This is a genomic window from Pseudomonas vlassakiae (genome assembly GCF_014269035.2).
GTDB classification, from domain to species: Bacteria; Pseudomonadota; Gammaproteobacteria; order Pseudomonadales; family Pseudomonadaceae; genus Aquipseudomonas; species Aquipseudomonas vlassakiae.
On sequence record NZ_JABWRP020000007.1, the window covers coordinates 39,644 to 56,014 of the forward strand.

Sequence of the window (16,371 nt, forward strand, 5' to 3'; positions counted from 1 at the left end):
GTCACGTAGCGGCCTGACGCTGACCCAGGTGCACTCGGGTGTTCAGGCCCCCTGCACGGCATGCTGTGCCCGCCAGGTGGCGGGTGGCATGCCGAACTGGGCAATGAACCAGCGGGTGAACGAACTGGGCATCGAATAACCGAGCATGTCGGCGATGCGCCCCAGCGAATAGGTGGGGTTTTCCAGATAACGCATCACCAGGTCGCGGCGCACGTTGTTGATCATGTCCTTGAACGTCAGCCCGTCTTCCTCCAGGCGCCGTTGCAGGGTGCGCACATTCATGCCCTGGGTCTGCGCCACCTGCTCGATGGTGGCGCGGCCCATGGGCAGCAGCAGGTAGATGGTCTTGCGCAGCTCCAGCTCCAGTGACGGCGTGCCGCCGGCAGGCAGGGTGTCCAGATAGCGCCGTGCCAGGCGTGCCATGGCCTCGTTGGCCTGGGGGCTGGCGCAGTCGAGGTCGGCGGCGGGGCAGACGATGCCGTTGAACTCGCTGCCGAACACCAGCGTGCAGCCGAAGATACGCCGATGGATGGCCAGGTCGGCCGGCGCGGCATGGGTGAAGTTGGCGCTGATCGGGTGCCACTGGCTACCCAGCAGCGCCGCACACAGGCGCAGCATCACGCCGATGGCAAGCTCGGTGGCCTGGCGGCTGCACGGCGCCCGCTCGTTGATCACTTCTTCGCGAATGATGACCGTCTTGCCGGCTTCCTCGACATGGATGGCCAGGGCATCGTTGAGCAGGTGACGATACTGGACGATCACTTCCAGGGCATCGCGCAGGTTGCGCTGATGGCTGAGCAGCAGGCTGATCTCGCCGAAATCCGAGAGTTGACGCGATTCGGCCATGCGCAGGCCGAAGGTTTCACAACCACTGACACGGGCCGACTCTTCCAGCAGGGCAATCACGTTGGCCGCCGGAATACGCCGGTTGGGGTCCTCCAGCAGGGCAGCGCTGAGGCCCACCTGGGCGAGCAAGGGGGTGGGGTTCAGGCCCACATGGCGGGACACTTCGAGGTAGTTGGTCAGGCTGGCGGCACGGACGAGGGCGGGCATTTTTATTGTTTTCCGTCAAACGGTCTGTGATTTATAGCCTGCGTGTCATCCAATGAGAAGCACAAGCCAGTAAACGCCGCTTGTCACCAAATGAAAAGTCACTGACGCGCAATGTGAAGCACCCGCCGAGCCCCCTCTTTACTGTGAACCTCGTACCCGATCCAAGCCCCGATGCAAGACGAGGTTCTGACGTGGAAAAACTGCAAACCACCGCCACCGTGCTGATCATCCCTGGCCTGCGCGAGCATGTCAGCGAGCATTGGCAGACCTTGCTCCAGGCGCGCCTGGCCAAGGCCCGCAGCGTACCGCCGCTGCGGGTCGACAGGCTCAGCTGCGATGCCCGGGTCGAAGCCATCCAGCGCGAGCTTGAGCAGATCGACGGTGAGGTGGTGCTGGTGGCGCACAGCGCTGGCGTGCTCATGGTGGCCCACTGGGCCGCTCGCTATCAGCGGCCGATCAAAGGCGCCTTGCTGGCAGCACCGCCCGATCTGCACGCCCAGTGGCCGGCCCACTACCCCAGCCCGCAAAGCCTGGCCGAGCAGGGCTGGTCGCCGTTGCCGAGGGCGCCGCTGCGGTTCCCCAGCATCGTCGCCGCCAGCAGCAATGACCCGCTGGCCAGTTTCGACGCCGCTGGCGTCATGGCCCAGGCCTGGGGCAGCGAACTGGTTGCCCTTGGGCCGGTCGGCCACCTCAACCCGGCAGCCGGCTTTGGCCCCTGGCCGCTGGCCGAGAACCTGATTCGTCGCCTGGACCACTGACCTGCCAACCCCGCACGGATGCCCAAGCCAAGCCCGCAGATGACGGGCGGCCATGAACAACAAGAACAATAAGTGGAGTCATCGCCATGCCACAACACCGCATCCACCGTGCTGTGAAACCACAGCGCTGCCTGCTCGCCTGCGCCATCGGCCTGCTCAGCCTGCCCGGCGCGCAAGCCTTCGAAGTGACTACCGGCAGCGAAGACTGGGCCGTACGCTTCGACAATACCGTCAAGTACAACTATGGCGTGCGCACTGAAAGCGCCGATAAACGTATGCTGGGCACGCCCAACAGCAATGACGGTGACTACAACTTCCGCAAGGCCGGCACCAACATCACCAACCGCGTCGACCTGCTGACCGAACTGGACGTGGTCTACCAGGGCAACACCGGCTTTCGCGTCAGTACCGCCAGCTGGTACGACAAGGCTTATGACAATACCGGCTCCAACAGCAACCGGCTGGTCAACGGCAACGGTGACCAGTCTGGCATCAATCCCAGCCTCAATGGCCTGCCGGGCACCGGTGTGCCGCTGGGTAGCCCGCACCTGAGCCACTATGCACAGCGCTACTACAGCGGCCCTTCGGGCGAGGTGCTGGATGCCTTCGTGTTCTTCAGCCGCGAGGTGGGCGAGCAATCGCAAATCAGCGCCAAAGTCGGCCAGCACAACCTGTTCTGGGGGGAAACCCTGCTCAACCCGGTGCACTCGCTGAGCTACGGCCAGTCCGGGCTGGACCTGGCCAAGCTGGCTGCCTCGCCGGGTACCGAAGCCAAGGAGCTGTTCGTCCCCCGCAACCAGTTGTCCACCTCGTTCATGGTCAACCCTGAGCTGACCTTGGGCGCCCAGTATTTCTTCGATTGGGATGCTGCGCGCCTGCCGGAAGCCGGTACCTACTACGGTGGCTCCGACGTGGTGGGCGAGGGCGCCCAGAGCTTCCTGCTCGGCCACACTGGCACCCCGGGGCTGATCCCGGTGCGCGGTGCGCTCACCAGCATCCGCCGTGGCGATGACCTGACCCCGCGCAACAGCGGCGACTGGGGTGTCATGGCCAAGTGGTCGCCCGAGTGGCTCGGCGGCACGTTGGGCTTCTACTACCGCAAGACCTCCGAGATCCTGCCGCAGGCCTGGCTCGACGCACGCGGCATGACCGTGGCCCGCGGCCCGTTCGGCGCGCCCCCGGCCAGCCGCCAGGGTGCGGTCGGCAACCTGTACAACTCGTTGCAGAGCACCACCTACCAGTTCGCCTATTCCGACGACATCGACATCTATGGCCTGAGCCTGTCCAAGGACATCGGCGGCATCAGCGTCGGCAGCGACCTGAACATTCGCCACCACATGCCCCTGGCGAGCATCCCGGCGATCGTCAGTGCCCCCGGCACGGCTGGCCTGGGCGGCGGCTTCGGTCTGCTGCCGCCACGCCTGGCCAGCAGCGGGGTGGTCTACGACGTGCCCAAGGACGGCGACAGCCTGAGTGCCACCGGTGAGACCCTGCACTGGACCCTCAACGGCCTGATGACCCTCGGCAACACGCCGCTGTTCGATTCGGCGACGCTGCTGGGCGAGCTGTTCTACAGCAACCTGCTCAAGCTCGATGGCCACAACGAGGCCTTGTACAAGGGCAAGAGTAGATACCGCGGCATCGACCAGCCGACCCGTGACAACTGGGGAATTGCCGTCAACTTCACGCCCACCTGGTTCCAGGTGATGCCAGGTATCGACCTGAGCATGCCGCTTTCGGTCAACGTCGGCATCGACGGTGTGTCGCCAGTGCAGGGTGGCGGTGCCAAGGACACCGGCAACTATGCGGTGGGCGTCAGCGCCGCCATCTACAACCAGTACTTCGTCGACCTCAAATACGTCGACAGCTTCGGCAAGACCCAGTCCTGCAAGGATGGCCAGACCGACGGCAGCACACCGAACGCCCTCGATGGCGAGCAGGACTACACCTGCTACGGCGGCGGCTACGCCTCCTTCTCCGGCGGTGGTGCCACCACCGAAGACCGTGGCGCCCTGTACCTGACCCTCAAGACCACGTTCTGAGACCTGTCCTCCACAGACTTCACAGGAAAACAACAATCATGAACCACGTGAAAACCCTGTTGGCCACCTGCCTGTCCCTGGCCGCCCTCAACGCGGCCCACGCTGCGGTATCGCCTGACCAGGCGGCCAAGCTGGGCAAGAGCCTGACCACCCTGGGCGCGGAACAGGCCGCCAGTGCCGATGGCTCGATCCCGGCTTACCAGGGCGGCTTGCTGACGCCACCGGCCAGCTACCAGAGCGGCGCCAGCATGCGCCCCGACCCGTATGCCAACGAAAAGCCGCTGCTGGTCATCGATGGCAAGAACGCCGAACAGTACAAAGCCCAGCTGACGGCCACCACCCTGGAACTGCTCAAGCGCTTCCCGACCATGCGCGTCGATGTCTACCCGACCCATCGCAGCGTGGCGCTGCCCCAGGCGGTGCTGGACAACACCCTGAAGAACGCCACCGGCGCCAAGAGCCAGGAGGGCGGCACTGCAGTGGACAACGTGCTACCGGGCATTCCGTTCCCGATCCCGCAGAACGGTGCCGAGGCGATGTGGAACTTCCTGCTGCGCTATCAGGGCGTGAGCATGACCGCCAAGTACGATTCGTGGAACGTCGACGCCGCCGGCAAGCCGTCGCTGTCGACCACCGGCCAGGCCAACATCAGCTACCCGATCTACGAAGACATGAACAAGCCGATCGGTGCCAAGGACACCTACTACCAGATGAAACTAGTGTATACCGGCCCCGCCCGTCGTGCCGGTGAAGCGATGATGCTGCGCGATGCCGCCAACCCGCTGGTGCAGCCGCGCAGCGCCTGGCAGTACCTGCCGGGGCAGCGTCGGGTCAAGCTGGCGCCGAACCTGGCCTACGACACACCCAACCCGGGGACTTCAGGGTCTGGCACCTACGACGACGTGTTCGTCTTCAACGGCGCCCTTGACCGCTACGACTGGACCCTGGTCGGCAAGCAGGAAATGTACGTGCCGTACAACACCTACCAGCTGACCTACAACACCGACGTCAAGCAGTTGATCACCCCCAACCATCTTGCCCCGCAGTTCGTGCGCTGGGAAAAACACCGCGTGTGGGTGGTCGAAGGCAAGCTCAAGGACGGTGCACGGCACATCTACCACAAGCGCCGCTTCTACTTGGACGAGGACAGCTGGGTGGCCTTGGCCTCGGACCAGTATGACGCCCGCGGCCAGCTGTACCGTGGCTCATTCGCCTTCCTCACCCAGAGCTACGACAAACAGACCCCGGATGCCACGCCGTTCATGATCTACGACCTGGTCGGCGGCACCTACAACCTCAACGGCGTGGTCGGTGCCTACGGCGGTATCCGCTACATCGACCCGTTGTCCAAGGCGCAGTGGTCGCCTGAATCGCTGGCCGGCAACGGCATTCGCTGAGCGCATGGCGCAGAGGTGGGCAATGGCTGTCTTCAAACGATGCAGCGTGGCGATGCTGCTCTGGGGCGCGCTACAAGGCGCGCTCCAGGCAGCCCCTTTTACCGACGTGCTGGACCTGCCGGCCATGCCCAGTGCATTGGCCGCAGGCAGTGCGCTGCGTGATGTGACCCGGGCCGGTGGGCGCCTGGTGGCGGTGGGCCCGCGCGGGCACATCCTGTATTCCGACGACCAGGGTGCGCACTGGCAGCAGGCCCAGGTGCCGGTCAGCGCCGATCTCAATGCCGTCAGCTTCCCCACTGCCGAGCAAGGTTGGGCGGTGGGCAACGACGGCGTGGTGCTGCACAGCCGCGACCGCGGCCAGCACTGGGAAAAGCAGCTCGATGGCCGTGAATTGGCCGAGGGTACCGACAGCACCTTGCTCGATGTCTGGTTCAGCGATGACCAGCACGGCTATGCCGTGGGCCTGTTCAACCTGTTGCTGCGCACCGAGGACGGCGGCCAGCACTGGTTGCCCTGGCAGGACCACAGCGACAACCCGCAGGGCCTGCACCTGACCAGCCTGGCGCCGGTCGGTGACGCGCTGTACATCACCGGCGAGCAGGGCCTGTTGCTCAAGCTGGATGCCGCAGGTGAACGCTTCGACCAGGTGCCGACGCCGTATGCCGGCACCTTGTTCGGCGCCGTGGGCAAACCCGGGCTGCTGCTGATCTACGGCCTGCGCGGCAATGCCTACCGCAGCACCGATGGCGGCCAGCAATGGCAACCGGTCAGCAGCGGGGTGAAGACCAGCCTCACGGCGGCCAGCCTTGGCACAGGCGGCGATGTCTGGCTGGCCAGCCAGGCCGGCGACCTGCTGCTCAGCCGCGACGGTGGCGCCAGCTTCAGACTGCAGCCACAAGCCACACGTGGCCCGGTGACCGCGCTCACCGACGACGCCGGTACCGGCCTGGTACTGGTGGGCGAGCGGGGCGCGCGTACCTTCGACGAGAGAAGACCCTGATGGCCGATATCCGCCAAGACCCACTGCCGGTGATCCACGACCTTGCCGACTTCGACCCCCGTTCGGGCAATCGCCTGGAGCGCCTGGTATTCAACCACCGCCTGGCCTTCGTGCTGGGCATGCTGTTGACCACCCTGGTGCTCGGCTACCTGGCACTGACCCGCCTGGAACTGCGCCCCAGCTTCGAAAAAATGCTGCCGCAGAGCCACCCCTACATCCAGAACTACCTGGCAAACCGCCAATCGCTGCGCGGCCTGGGCAACTCGGTGCGGGTGGTGGTGGAGAATACCCGCGGCGACATCTTCGACCCCGACTACCTGCAGACCTTGCGCCAGATCAACGACGAGCTGTTTCTCAGCGATGGCGTCGACCGCGCCTGGATGAAATCGTTGTGGAGCCCGGCAGTGCGCTGGACCGAGGTCACCGAGGAGGGCTTCCAGGGTGGCCCGGTGATGCCCGACGGCTACCAGGGTACGGCTGCCGATATCGAACAGCTGCGGCAGAACATCGAACGCGCCAGTATCGTCGGCAGCCTGGTGGCCCGCGACTTCAAGTCGAGCATGCTCATCGTGCCGCTGCTGGACCAGGATTCGGCCACCGGCAAAGGCATTGACTACCGGGGCTTTTCGCAAAAGCTCGAACACCTGCGCAGCCGCTATCAGGCCAGCGGCCAGTACCAGATCCACGTGATCGGCTTTGCCAAACTGATGGGGGACCTGATCGATGGGCTGATCCAGGTCATGGCGTTCTTTGCCCTGGCCGTGGTCACCAGCCTGGTGATCATCTACCTGTACACCCGCTGCGTGCGCAGCACCCTGCTGGTGGTGCTGTGCTCGCTGACCGCAGTGGTCTGGCAGCTGGGCATCGTCGCCTGGCTGGGCTATGCCATCGACCCGTACTCGATTCTGGTGCCATTCCTGATCTTCGCCATCGGTGTGTCCCACGCTGCGCAGAAGATGAACGGCATCCTCCAGGACATCGGCCGCGGCACTCACCGGCAGATCGCCGCACGCTACACCTTCCGCCGCCTGTTCGTGGCCGGGGTCACCGCGCTGCTGGCGGACGCGGTGGGCTTTGCCGTGTTGATGCTGATCGATATCCCGGTGATCCAGGACCTGGCCATCACCGCCAGCATCGGCGTGGCGGTGCTGATCTTCACCTCGCTGCTGCTGATGCCGGTGGCATTGTCGTACGTCGGTGTCGGCCGCAAGGCCGCCGTGCGCGCCTTGTACATCGATGCCCGCGCGGCGCAGCACCGGGGCTTTGGCCGCGTGTGGGACGTGCTTGACCGTTTCACCGAGCGCAAGTGGGCCAGCGGCGCACTGCTGGTAGCCATGGTGCTGGCCGCCATCGGTGCATGGGGCAGCCTGCAGCTGAAGATCGGCGACCTCGACAGCGGTGCCCCGGAGTTGCGCGCCGATTCGCGTTACAACCGCGACAACGCCTTCATCACCCGTCACTACGCGCTCAGCAGTGACACCTTTGCGGTGATGGTCAAGACACCGCCGGAAGGCTGCCTGCGCTACCAGACGCTGGTGCTGGCCGACCGCCTGGCCTGGGAGCTGCAACAGTTGCCCGGGGTGCAGACCACGCTGTCGCTGGCCAACGCGGTGCGCCAGATCACCGCCGGCACCTACGAAGGCAACCCGCGCCTGAACAGCCTGCAGCGCAACCAGGACGTGCTCAACTACGCCGCCCAGCAGGCCTCGGTCAACACCCCGGAGCTGTTCAACAACGACTGCTCGCTGATGCCGGTGATCGCCTACCTCAAGGACCACCGTGCCGACACCCTGGCGCAGGTCGCCGTCGCCGCCGAGCGTTTCGCCCAGGCCAACGGTAGCGAGGATCATCAGTTCCTGTTGGCCGCCGGCAGTGCCGGTATCGAGGCCGCCACCAATAGCGTCGTGCGCGAGGCCAACCATCGCATGCTGCTGCTGGTGTACCTGGCCGTTACCCTGTTCTGCCTGTTCACCTTCCGCAGCTGGCGCGCCACCGTGGTGGCCGTCCTGCCCTTGATGCTCACCTCGCTGCTGTGCGAAGCGCTGATGGTGGCCCTGGGCATCGGCGTCAAGGTTGCCACCTTGCCGGTGATCGCCCTCGGCGTAGGCATTGGCGTCGACTACGCGTTGTACCTGCTCAGCGTGCAGCTGCACCACCAGCGTGCCGGCCTGCCACTGGCCCAGGCCTATAAGAAGGCCGTGGCCTTCACTGGGCGCGTGGTCGGCCTGGTGGGCATCACCCTGGCCGCTGGCGTAGTCGGTTGGGCTTGGTCGCCCATCAAGTTCCAGGCCGACATGGGCCTGCTGCTGACCTTCATGTTCCTCTGGAACATGCTCGGCGCGCTGGTGCTGATCCCGGCGCTGTCGCACTTCCTCCTGCGTGGCCATGGCGCCCCGGCGGCAAGCCGGGCCCGCGCCGCGTCACGTTCGTCAACCCCAGAAACCGAGTGTTCGCCTCATGTCTGATTACCTTCCGCCACTGCGCGACATGGATTTCCTGTTAAACGAAGTGTTCGATATCCCGGCCTGGTGGGCGCAGACCCCGGCGCTGGCCGAGCAGGTCGATGCTGACACTGCCCGGGCTGTGCTCGAACAGGCCGGCAGGCTGATTGCCGACGTGGTGGCGCCGCTCAACCGCACGGGTGACGAACAGGGTTGCCGTTGGGAAAACGGCCGCGTGATCACCCCAGATGGCTTTGCCGACGCCTATCGGGCCTTCGCCGAAGATGGCTGGGTGGGGGTCGCCGGCGCGCCGGAGTATGGCGGCATGGGCATGCCGAAAGTGATCGGCGCCCAGCTCGAAGAGATGCTCAACGCCGCCAACCTGTCGTTCGGCCTTTACCCGATGCTGACCGCAGGTGCTTGCCTGTCACTGCTCAACCACGCCAGCGAGCCGCTCAAGGCCCGTTACCTGCCACCGATGTACGAAGGCCGCTGGACGGGCACGATGTGCCTCACCGAGCCGCACTGCGGCACCGACCTGGGCCTGCTGCGCACCCGTGCCGAACCGTCGGCCGATGGCTGCTACCGGATCAGCGGCAGCAAGATCTTCATTACCGGGGGTGAGCAGGACCTGACCGAGAACATCATTCATCTGGTGCTGGCCCGCCTGCCTGATGCACCTGCAGGTGCAAAGGGTATTTCCCTGTTCCTGGTGCCGAAAGTGCGGGTCGGGGACGATGGCACGCTGGGTGAGGCCAACGCGGTCAGTTGTGCTTCGATCGAGCACAAGATGGGCATCAAAGCCTCGGCCACCTGCGTGATGAACTTCGACGGCGCCATCGGTTACCTGGTCGGCGAGCCGAACAAGGGCCTCAACGCCATGTTCACCATGATGAACTACGAGCGTCTGGGCGTGGGAATTCAGGGCCTGGCCCTGGGCGAGCGCTCCTACCAGAACGCCATCGCCTATGCCCGCGACCGCCAGCAGGGCCGTGCACCGACCGGCGCCGAGGCGCCCGGGCAGGCCGCCGACCCGATCGTCGTGCACCCGGATGTGCGGCGCATGCTGCTGACCATGAAGGCACTGAACGAAGGCGGGCGGGCGTTTTCCACCTACGTGGCGCTGCAGTTGGACCTGGCCAAGTACAGCGAGGATGCCGGCGCGCGTCGCCTGGCCGAGGCCAGGGTGGCCTTGATGACGCCGGTGGCCAAGGCTTTTCTCACCGACATGGGCCTGGAAACCACCGTGCATGGCCAGCAGGTGTTCGGTGGCCACGGTTATATCCGTGAATGGGGCCAGGAACAGCTGATCCGCGATTGCCGCATTAACCAGATCTACGAAGGCGCCAACGGCATCCAGGCCCTCGACCTGGTGGGGCGCAAGCTGCTGGGCGATGGTGGCCAGACCTACCGCTTGCTGTCGGCAGAGATCCGCACCTGCGCCGAGGCGTTTTCAGCCGAGTTCGCGACTCCGCTGCTGGCGGCGCTGGACGAACTGGACGAACTGACGGACTGGGTGCTCGACCGTGGCCAGGGCAACCCCCAGGAGATAGGCGCTGCGTCGGTGGAGTACCTGCATGCGTTCGGCTACACGCTGTATGCCTACCTGTGGGCACGCATGGCTGAAGTCGCCCTGAACACCTTACAGCCCGAGCCGTTCCACCAGAGCAAGCTGGCTACCGCGCGCTTCTTCTTCGCTCGCCTGCTGCCACGCACCCATTCGCTCAGCGCCAGCGTCAGGGCAGGCAGCCACAGCCTGTACCTGCTCGATGCCGACCTGCTGTGAAGGAAGCCGCGATGACTACCACCCGCATCATGCCGGCCGCCGAACAGGCCTATGGCTACCCGTTGCTGATAAAGCGTCTGTTGTTGTCGGGCGTGCGCTACCAGCCGAACCAGGAAATCGTCTACGCCGACAAGCTGCGCTACTGCTACACGACGCTGATCGAACGCATCCAGCGCCTGGCCAACGTGCTCACCGAGGCCGGGGTCAGGCCTGGCGACACCGTCGCCTTGCTCGACTGGGACAGCCACCGCGCCCTGGAATGCTTCTTCGCCGTGCCCATGCTCGGTGCGGTGCTGCACACCGTCAACGTGCGGCTGTCCACCGAGCAGGTCCGCTACACCATGAACCATGCCGAAGACCGGCTGGTGCTGGTGCATGACGACTTCCTGCCGCTGATGGAGCAGCTGCGCGAGGAGCTGCCGACCGTGCAAGGCTTCATCCGCCTCAGCGATGGCGCCTGGGACCAGCCGGCACTGCCCACGCTGGGCGAGTACGAGGCGCTGCTAGGCGCGGCGGGCGACAGCTTCGACTTCCCTGACTTCGACGAAAACTCCCTGGCGACGCTGTTCTACACCACCGGCACCACCGGCCAGCCCAAGGGCGTGTACTTCAGCCATCGCCAACTGGTGCTGCACACCCTGGCCGAACAGGCGACCCTGGCTGCCTGCGGTGCTGAGCCGCTGTTGCGCGAGGGCGACGTGTACATGCCGATCACGCCGATGTTCCATGTGCATGCCTGGGGCGTACCCTATGTGGCCACGGCGCTGGGCATCAAGCAGGTCTACCCGGGGCGCTACGAGCCCAACCGCCTGGTACGGTTGTATCGTCAGGAGGGGGTGACCTTCTCGCACTGCGTGCCGACCGTGCTGCAGATGATGCTCGACTGCGACGAAGGCCGGCGCACCGACCTGGTCGGCTGGAAGATGCTGCTCGGTGGCAGCGCGCTGACTGTAGGGCTGGCGCAGCGCGCCAGCCACCGCGGCATCCGCGTGCACTGCGGCTATGGCATGTCGGAAAGCTGCCCGCTGCTCAGTGTCACCCGCCTCAGTGCGCAGGACCTGGCGCTGCCCGTGGCCGAGCAGGTGCCGTTGCGCATCAGTGCCGGTGTGCCGATCGCGCTGGTGGACCTGCGTATCGTCGACGACGCAGGCCATGATGTGCCGCACGATGGCGAGCGCCTGGGTGAAGTGGTGGTGCGCGCGCCATGGTTGACCCAGGGTTACCTCAACGAACCGGAGCAAGGCGCTGCGCTGTGGCGCGGTGGCTGGCTGCACACCGGGGACCTGGCCTGCGTCGATGCAGGTGGCGTGTTGCGCATCCGTGATCGCATCAAGGATGTGATCAAGACCGGTGGCGAGTGGATCAGCTCGGTCGAACTGGAAAGCCTGATCAGCCAGCACCCGGCCGTCGAGGCGGTGGCGGTGGTCGGCGTGCCGGACCCGCAGTGGGGCGAGCAGCCGCTGGCCTGGCTGGTGTGCACTGAAGGCCGGCAACTGGATGCGGCGGCACTGGCCGAACACCTGCAACCCTTTGTCGCCAGCGGCCAGCTGAACAAGTGGGCGATTCCACGGCAGATACGCTGTGTCGGGCAAATTCCGAAAACCAGCGTAGGCAAGGTCGACAAGAAGCTGATCCGGCGGTCGCTGCTCACCGAATAACCTGCGCAAGAAAGCGAGTGCGGGAGGCGGCGCGTGACGTTAAAGTGCGCTGAAACTGGTTTGCCGGAGGGAACTCAGATGTCCAGCGCCTTTACCTTGATGCCGTCTCCGGTCGGCACCCTGACCCTGGTGGCACGCGGCGAGCGCCTCGCCGCCGTGCTGTGGGAGGAGGAGTGCGAGAACCGCGTGCGGCTTGGCCAGCTGCACCGCGATGACCGCCATCCGACGCTGCGCGAAACGGCCCGCCAGCTGGGCGAGTACTTCGCAGGCACGCGCCAGCGCTTCGAACTGGCGCTGGACTTTGCCGGTACCGAATTCCAGCGCCAGGTGTGGGCGGCCTTGCTGACCATTCCCTTTGGCCAAACCCGCAGCTACCGCGACATCGCCTGCCAGATCGGCAACCCCGGTGCCGTGCGGGCAGTGGGTGCAGCCAACGGGCGCAACCCGATCTCGATCATTGCGCCGTGTCACCGGGTGATCGGTGCATCCGGGAGCCTGACCGGGTTTGCCGGGGGCTTGCCGGCCAAGCAGTATCTGCTGGCGCTGGAGGGGCGGCAGACCCTGGCCCTGGACCTCTGAACAACCGGCACCGGCCGCTTCGCGGGTGTTCAATTCAGGCCGAGAGGTACACCGAGCGCAATGTTGCTGGCGGTATCCAGCAGGATCAGGCCTTCGGCCTTGTCATCCAGCGCCGCCAACAGATTGCCCTGGTTGTCCCAAGCTGCCGAGCCGCCGGCCCCGATGAAGTTGTCAGCCGGCCCGACGCAGTTGGCCAGCAGCACCGGTATGCCCAAGGTGCGCGCCACCTCCGGGTAATGTTCGTGGCCCTCGCGGATACCTCTGGCGGTCTTGGCCACGCTGACCAGATACAACTCGGCACCCAGCCCTTGGGCCTGCGCGGCATGTTCGATGAACATCGATTCGTAGCAGATGGCCGGGGCGATCTGCAGCGCCCCGGAATCGAACACCAGTGGTTGATCGCCAGGCGTGAAGAACGGCCGTTCATCGTCATGCAGGCGCTGCTTGGCATACGTCAGGGGCGGCAGGCCCGGGCGCAGGATGGGCATACCGATGCGAATGCCCTCTGCGGTCGGCAGTGGCATGCCCACGGCAGCGCTGATTGCCAACTGATCGCAAAGCGCCTGCAACGGTTGGAGGCGGGCCGAGGTCACCGGCAGGGCCACCTGGCGCGCCAGGGTTGGTTCGTAACCGGTCAACGACAGTTCCGGGAACACCACCAGTTCCGCGCCCAGTGCCGCGGCTTGCTCGATGCAGCGCAGATGGCGGCCGAGGTTGCCGGCCAGGTCGCCTTTGCGCGACGCCAGTTGTACGGCACAGAGTTTCACGGTGGGTCCCTTCCCTGGTACAGGTCGAAGGCCGAGCATACTCCCGTCACGCTCGCCTGTGCCAGCAAAGGGTGACTTCAGGACGGCGAATGCCGGCCGAACCGCTGGCGGAACCAGTCGTCGAGCATGGCTTTTTCCGCATACAGGCGGTCGCTGCTGTGGGAAGCGCGGCCTGGGCGGCTCAGGTACATCTTGTCGCTGACCCGCTCCTGCGCCTGGTGGTCGGGGTTGCCGGGCTGGTGCAGGGTGTAGCTCAGGTCGATGGTCGGCCAGGTGATGTCGCGCATGAAGCGCACATCGTAGGCCTGGGTGTGCCACGGTTCGTAACGGCCGGCGAGGTCGATGTCGCGAATGTCGATGACCAGCTGCTGGTCGGGCTGCAGGTAGCGCTGGCCGAGTTTCTGCAGGTACTCGGTCAAGGTCTTCATCACGTAGGGGTCGGCGCCGCGTTCATAGCCAGGGCCATCGAGGCTGGCGTCGCGGAATTTTTCCGGGTGGTCGAAACGCACCTCGACCTGCGCAGGCGGGGTGCCTTGTGCCATGCTGTTGAATGACAGCGCCATGAGCACGGCACAGACAAGAGCGTTACGCATGATGCACCTCCAGGGCGGGCTGCGTGTCGCTCCATTTTACGCCGGCCGCAGCGCGCCAGCAGAGGAACATTGTAATGAGCCGGTTTCGGCGGGTAGCCGCCAACAGCAAGGGTCGTGACCTGGCCGTGGGCGATATCCACGGGCATTTCCGGCGGCTTGAGCAATGCCTGGAAGCGGCCGGTTTCGACCCGGCAGTGGACCGGCTGTTCAGCGTCGGCGACCTGGTCGACCGCGGGCCGCACAGTGAAGAGTGCCTGGATTGGTTGGAACAGCCCTGGTTCCATGCCGTGCAGGGTAATCACGAGTCGCTGGCGATCACCTGCCTGCATGGCGGGCGCCTGGACCTGGAGATGTACCGTGCCGCCGGTGGTGGCTGGTTCATCGATATGCCCAGGGACAGGCAGGCGATCTTCGTCGAACGGTTCCTGCAGCTGCCGATTGCCCTGGAAGTCCAGACCGACACCGGCCCGATCGGTTTACTGCATGCCGATAGCCCGTTCAACGACTGGAGCGCATTGCGCGACAGCCTGCTGTTCGATGACGACGCCGGCGTTCGCGAGGTGTGCCAGTGGTCGCGCCAGCGCCTGAAGGAAGGCAACACCGAGCGCGTGGCAGGCTTGCGCGCCTTGCTGGTAGGGCATACGCCGGTATTGCGGGCCAAGCAGCTGGGCAACGTCTGGCACCTGGATACTGGTGGCTGGGCCAGCGGCCATTTCAGCCTGATGGACCTCGCCAGCCTGCGTCTGGTCAGCCCGGCAGCAGATGAATGAGCAACGCCACGGCCAGCCCCATCAGCATGATCCCGGAGGCCCGTTCCAGCCACGGCAGGGCACGAGCGAAGCGCCGCAGCAGGCGTTGATTGCCGATGGCCGCAGCCACCAGCAGGTCCCACAGCAGCACGATGCTGAACATCCAGGCGCTGTAGAGCCATTTCCAGCCCGCGCTGCTGCTGGCCACCATGCCGGCGAGGCTGGCGTAGAACAGCGCGTTCTTCGGATTCAGCGCCCCAGACAGAAAACCCATGCCCAGGCCACGCCACCAACCGGCTACCGCACCCTTTCCGGCAACGGCCGTCAGTTCACTGTTACCGGCATGGCGCAGGAACAGCAGGCCGATGTACAGCAGGTAGCCGGCACCGGCCCATTGCAAGGTAATGAACAATCCGCTGCCTTCGCGCAGGATGGCCAGGCCGGCAAAGGCCATGGCAATGAACAAGCCATTGGCCAAGGCGATGCCCAGGCAGGCGCCGCTGGCCACGCGCCAGCCGGCCGCGACCGAGGTGCGGGCGACCAGGAAAAAGTCCGGGCCGGGTGAAAGCAGGGCGAGGAAGTGGGCGAGGGCGACGATCAGGAACTGCTCCATGGTGGGCTGTCTCGGTAGAAAAGCCGCAGTCTGGCGGCTGCCCTGGCCCGGGTATTGAAGATTATTGCGCGCGCCGATAGTGCCCCGGCGTTACCCCGACATGGGCTTTGAACACCCGCTGGAAATGGCTCTGGTCGGCAAACCCCAGCTGGTAGGCAACTTCGGCCAACGCCAGCCCGTCACGTAGCAGCCGTCGGCCCCGGTTGATCCGTGCGTTGAGCAGGTAGGCATGGGGTGTCAGCCCGGTCGCGGCGCGAAACGCGCGGATCAGCTGATAGCGGCCAAGGCCTGCTTGCCTGGCCAGGCGTTCGAGGCTCAGTTGCGTCAGGTCTTGCGCTTCGATGTGTTCGATCAACCCGCGCAAGGTCGGCATCCCCAGCACAGGGGCCGGGGCCGCGAGCGCTGCCGGTTGCGCCGAAAAGTCGTGATCGCCCAGGAACGTCAGCAGCGCCGCTTCTTTCTCGCCGACGCCCGCCGCCGAAAAGAGCAGGTCATTCAGCGCGCAGAATTCACGGTATAGCGCCGGTTCCCGGCTGATCCGCGCCGGGGCACCGGGCCTGGCGGCGGCAAGCCCAGACTCCAGCCGCCATTGCGCCAGCCAGGCGGCGTCGACATGCAGCATCTGGTAGCTCCAGGCCTGGCCGGGTGCAGGGTTGCAGGCATGCACCCGTTGCGCCGGCACCAGCACCAGGGTGCCCGCTTCCAGGCGCTCCTGGCCGTCGCCAGCGCCCGTGAAGCAGCTGCTGCCGGCATCCACCGCGCCGATGGAGAAGGTCGGGTGACTGTGCGCCTTGTAGCAGGCGCGGCTATGGCAGGCGCGGCGGCTTTCCACCCAGGGCAGTGCCGGGTCGTGCCAAAGCTGGGAGCGGGCAGTGGGCATGACAGGGTCCTCGATCAGCTGGGCAGCTTAGCAGCGGCGGGCGCCCGGCCATACA

14 protein-coding genes are annotated in these 16,371 nt (G+C 65.6%); 9 read left to right on the top strand and 5 right to left on the bottom strand.

Translation table 11 applies throughout. The features are described 5' to 3' along the window. Positions 1 to 42 precede the first annotated feature (42 nt). The gene (locus HU738_RS11060) at positions 43 to 1,053 is read right to left on the bottom strand and encodes an AraC family transcriptional regulator (protein WP_186602277.1); all 1,011 of its coding nucleotides are present in this window, start codon (positions 1,051 to 1,053) and stop codon (positions 43 to 45) included. Positions 1,054 to 1,244: 191 nt separating this feature from the next. Between HU738_RS11060 and HU738_RS11065 the strand changes: the two genes are divergently transcribed. From HU738_RS11065 to HU738_RS11100, 8 genes are all read left to right on the top strand, one after another. Further along, entirely contained in the window at positions 1,245 to 1,811 is a 567-nt protein-coding gene (locus tag HU738_RS11065) for an RBBP9/YdeN family alpha/beta hydrolase (protein ID WP_186602278.1), read from the top strand. An 86-nt stretch (positions 1,812 to 1,897) separates the two neighbouring features. After that, a complete protein-coding gene (locus HU738_RS11070) occupies positions 1,898 to 3,853 on the top strand; it encodes a DUF1302 domain-containing protein (RefSeq protein ID WP_186602279.1) in 1,956 nt (651 codons plus the stop codon). A gap of 38 nt (positions 3,854 to 3,891) precedes the next feature. Continuing rightward, positions 3,892 to 5,250 (top strand): DUF1329 domain-containing protein, encoded by a 1,359-nt coding sequence (locus HU738_RS11075; RefSeq protein WP_186602280.1) that lies wholly within the window; start codon positions 3,892 to 3,894, stop codon positions 5,248 to 5,250. Positions 5,251 to 5,272: 22 nt separating this feature from the next. Then, positions 5,273 to 6,250 (top strand): WD40/YVTN/BNR-like repeat-containing protein, encoded by a 978-nt coding sequence (locus HU738_RS11080; RefSeq protein WP_186602281.1) that lies wholly within the window; start codon positions 5,273 to 5,275, stop codon positions 6,248 to 6,250. Next, positions 6,250 to 8,715 carry an efflux RND transporter permease subunit gene (locus tag HU738_RS11085; protein ID WP_186602282.1) on the top strand — a complete coding sequence of 822 codons (2,466 nt, stop codon included), beginning with the start codon at positions 6,250 to 6,252 and terminating at the stop codon, positions 8,713 to 8,715. Before HU738_RS11080 ends, HU738_RS11085 begins: the two co-directional genes overlap by 1 nt. Then, positions 8,708 to 10,477, top strand: coding sequence for an acyl-CoA dehydrogenase C-terminal domain-containing protein (locus HU738_RS11090; RefSeq protein WP_186602283.1), 1,770 nt, complete (start codon positions 8,708 to 8,710; stop codon positions 10,475 to 10,477). Before HU738_RS11085 ends, HU738_RS11090 begins: the two co-directional genes overlap by 8 nt. An 11-nt stretch (positions 10,478 to 10,488) precedes the next feature. Next, on the top strand, positions 10,489 to 12,135 hold the full coding sequence (locus tag HU738_RS11095; RefSeq protein ID WP_186602285.1) for a fatty acid--CoA ligase: 1,647 nt from the start codon (positions 10,489 to 10,491) through the stop codon (positions 12,133 to 12,135). A gap of 78 nt (positions 12,136 to 12,213) precedes the next feature. After that, positions 12,214 to 12,714 (top strand): methylated-DNA--[protein]-cysteine S-methyltransferase, encoded by a 501-nt coding sequence (locus HU738_RS11100; protein WP_186602287.1) that lies wholly within the window; start codon positions 12,214 to 12,216, stop codon positions 12,712 to 12,714. A 29-nt stretch (positions 12,715 to 12,743) separates the two neighbouring features. Here HU738_RS11100 and HU738_RS11105 read toward each other — a convergent pair whose 3' ends face one another. Continuing rightward, the gene (locus HU738_RS11105; protein ID WP_186602289.1) at positions 12,744 to 13,481 is read right to left on the bottom strand and encodes a carbon-nitrogen hydrolase family protein; all 738 of its coding nucleotides are present in this window, start codon (positions 13,479 to 13,481) and stop codon (positions 12,744 to 12,746) included. Between the two features lie 77 nt (positions 13,482 to 13,558). Beyond that, positions 13,559 to 14,074 (bottom strand): DUF3016 domain-containing protein, encoded by a 516-nt coding sequence (locus tag HU738_RS11110; RefSeq protein ID WP_186602291.1) that lies wholly within the window; start codon positions 14,072 to 14,074, stop codon positions 13,559 to 13,561. A gap of 74 nt (positions 14,075 to 14,148) precedes the next feature. Here HU738_RS11110 and HU738_RS11115 point away from each other — a divergent pair, with 74 nt between their 5' ends. Beyond that, positions 14,149 to 14,844 carry a metallophosphoesterase gene (locus HU738_RS11115; protein WP_186602293.1) on the top strand — a complete coding sequence of 232 codons (696 nt, stop codon included), beginning with the start codon at positions 14,149 to 14,151 and terminating at the stop codon, positions 14,842 to 14,844. Here HU738_RS11115 and HU738_RS11120 read toward each other — a convergent pair. Further along, positions 14,822 to 15,436, bottom strand: a complete 615-nt coding sequence (locus HU738_RS11120; RefSeq protein WP_186602295.1) for a LysE family translocator — start codon at positions 15,434 to 15,436, stop codon at positions 14,822 to 14,824. The two genes, HU738_RS11115 and HU738_RS11120, sit on opposite strands and share 23 nt — an antisense overlap. Before the next feature lie 61 nt (positions 15,437 to 15,497). Continuing rightward, positions 15,498 to 16,316 (bottom strand): AraC family transcriptional regulator, encoded by an 819-nt coding sequence (locus HU738_RS11125; RefSeq protein WP_186602297.1) that lies wholly within the window; start codon positions 16,314 to 16,316, stop codon positions 15,498 to 15,500. Between the last annotated feature and the right edge of the window lie 55 nt (positions 16,317 to 16,371).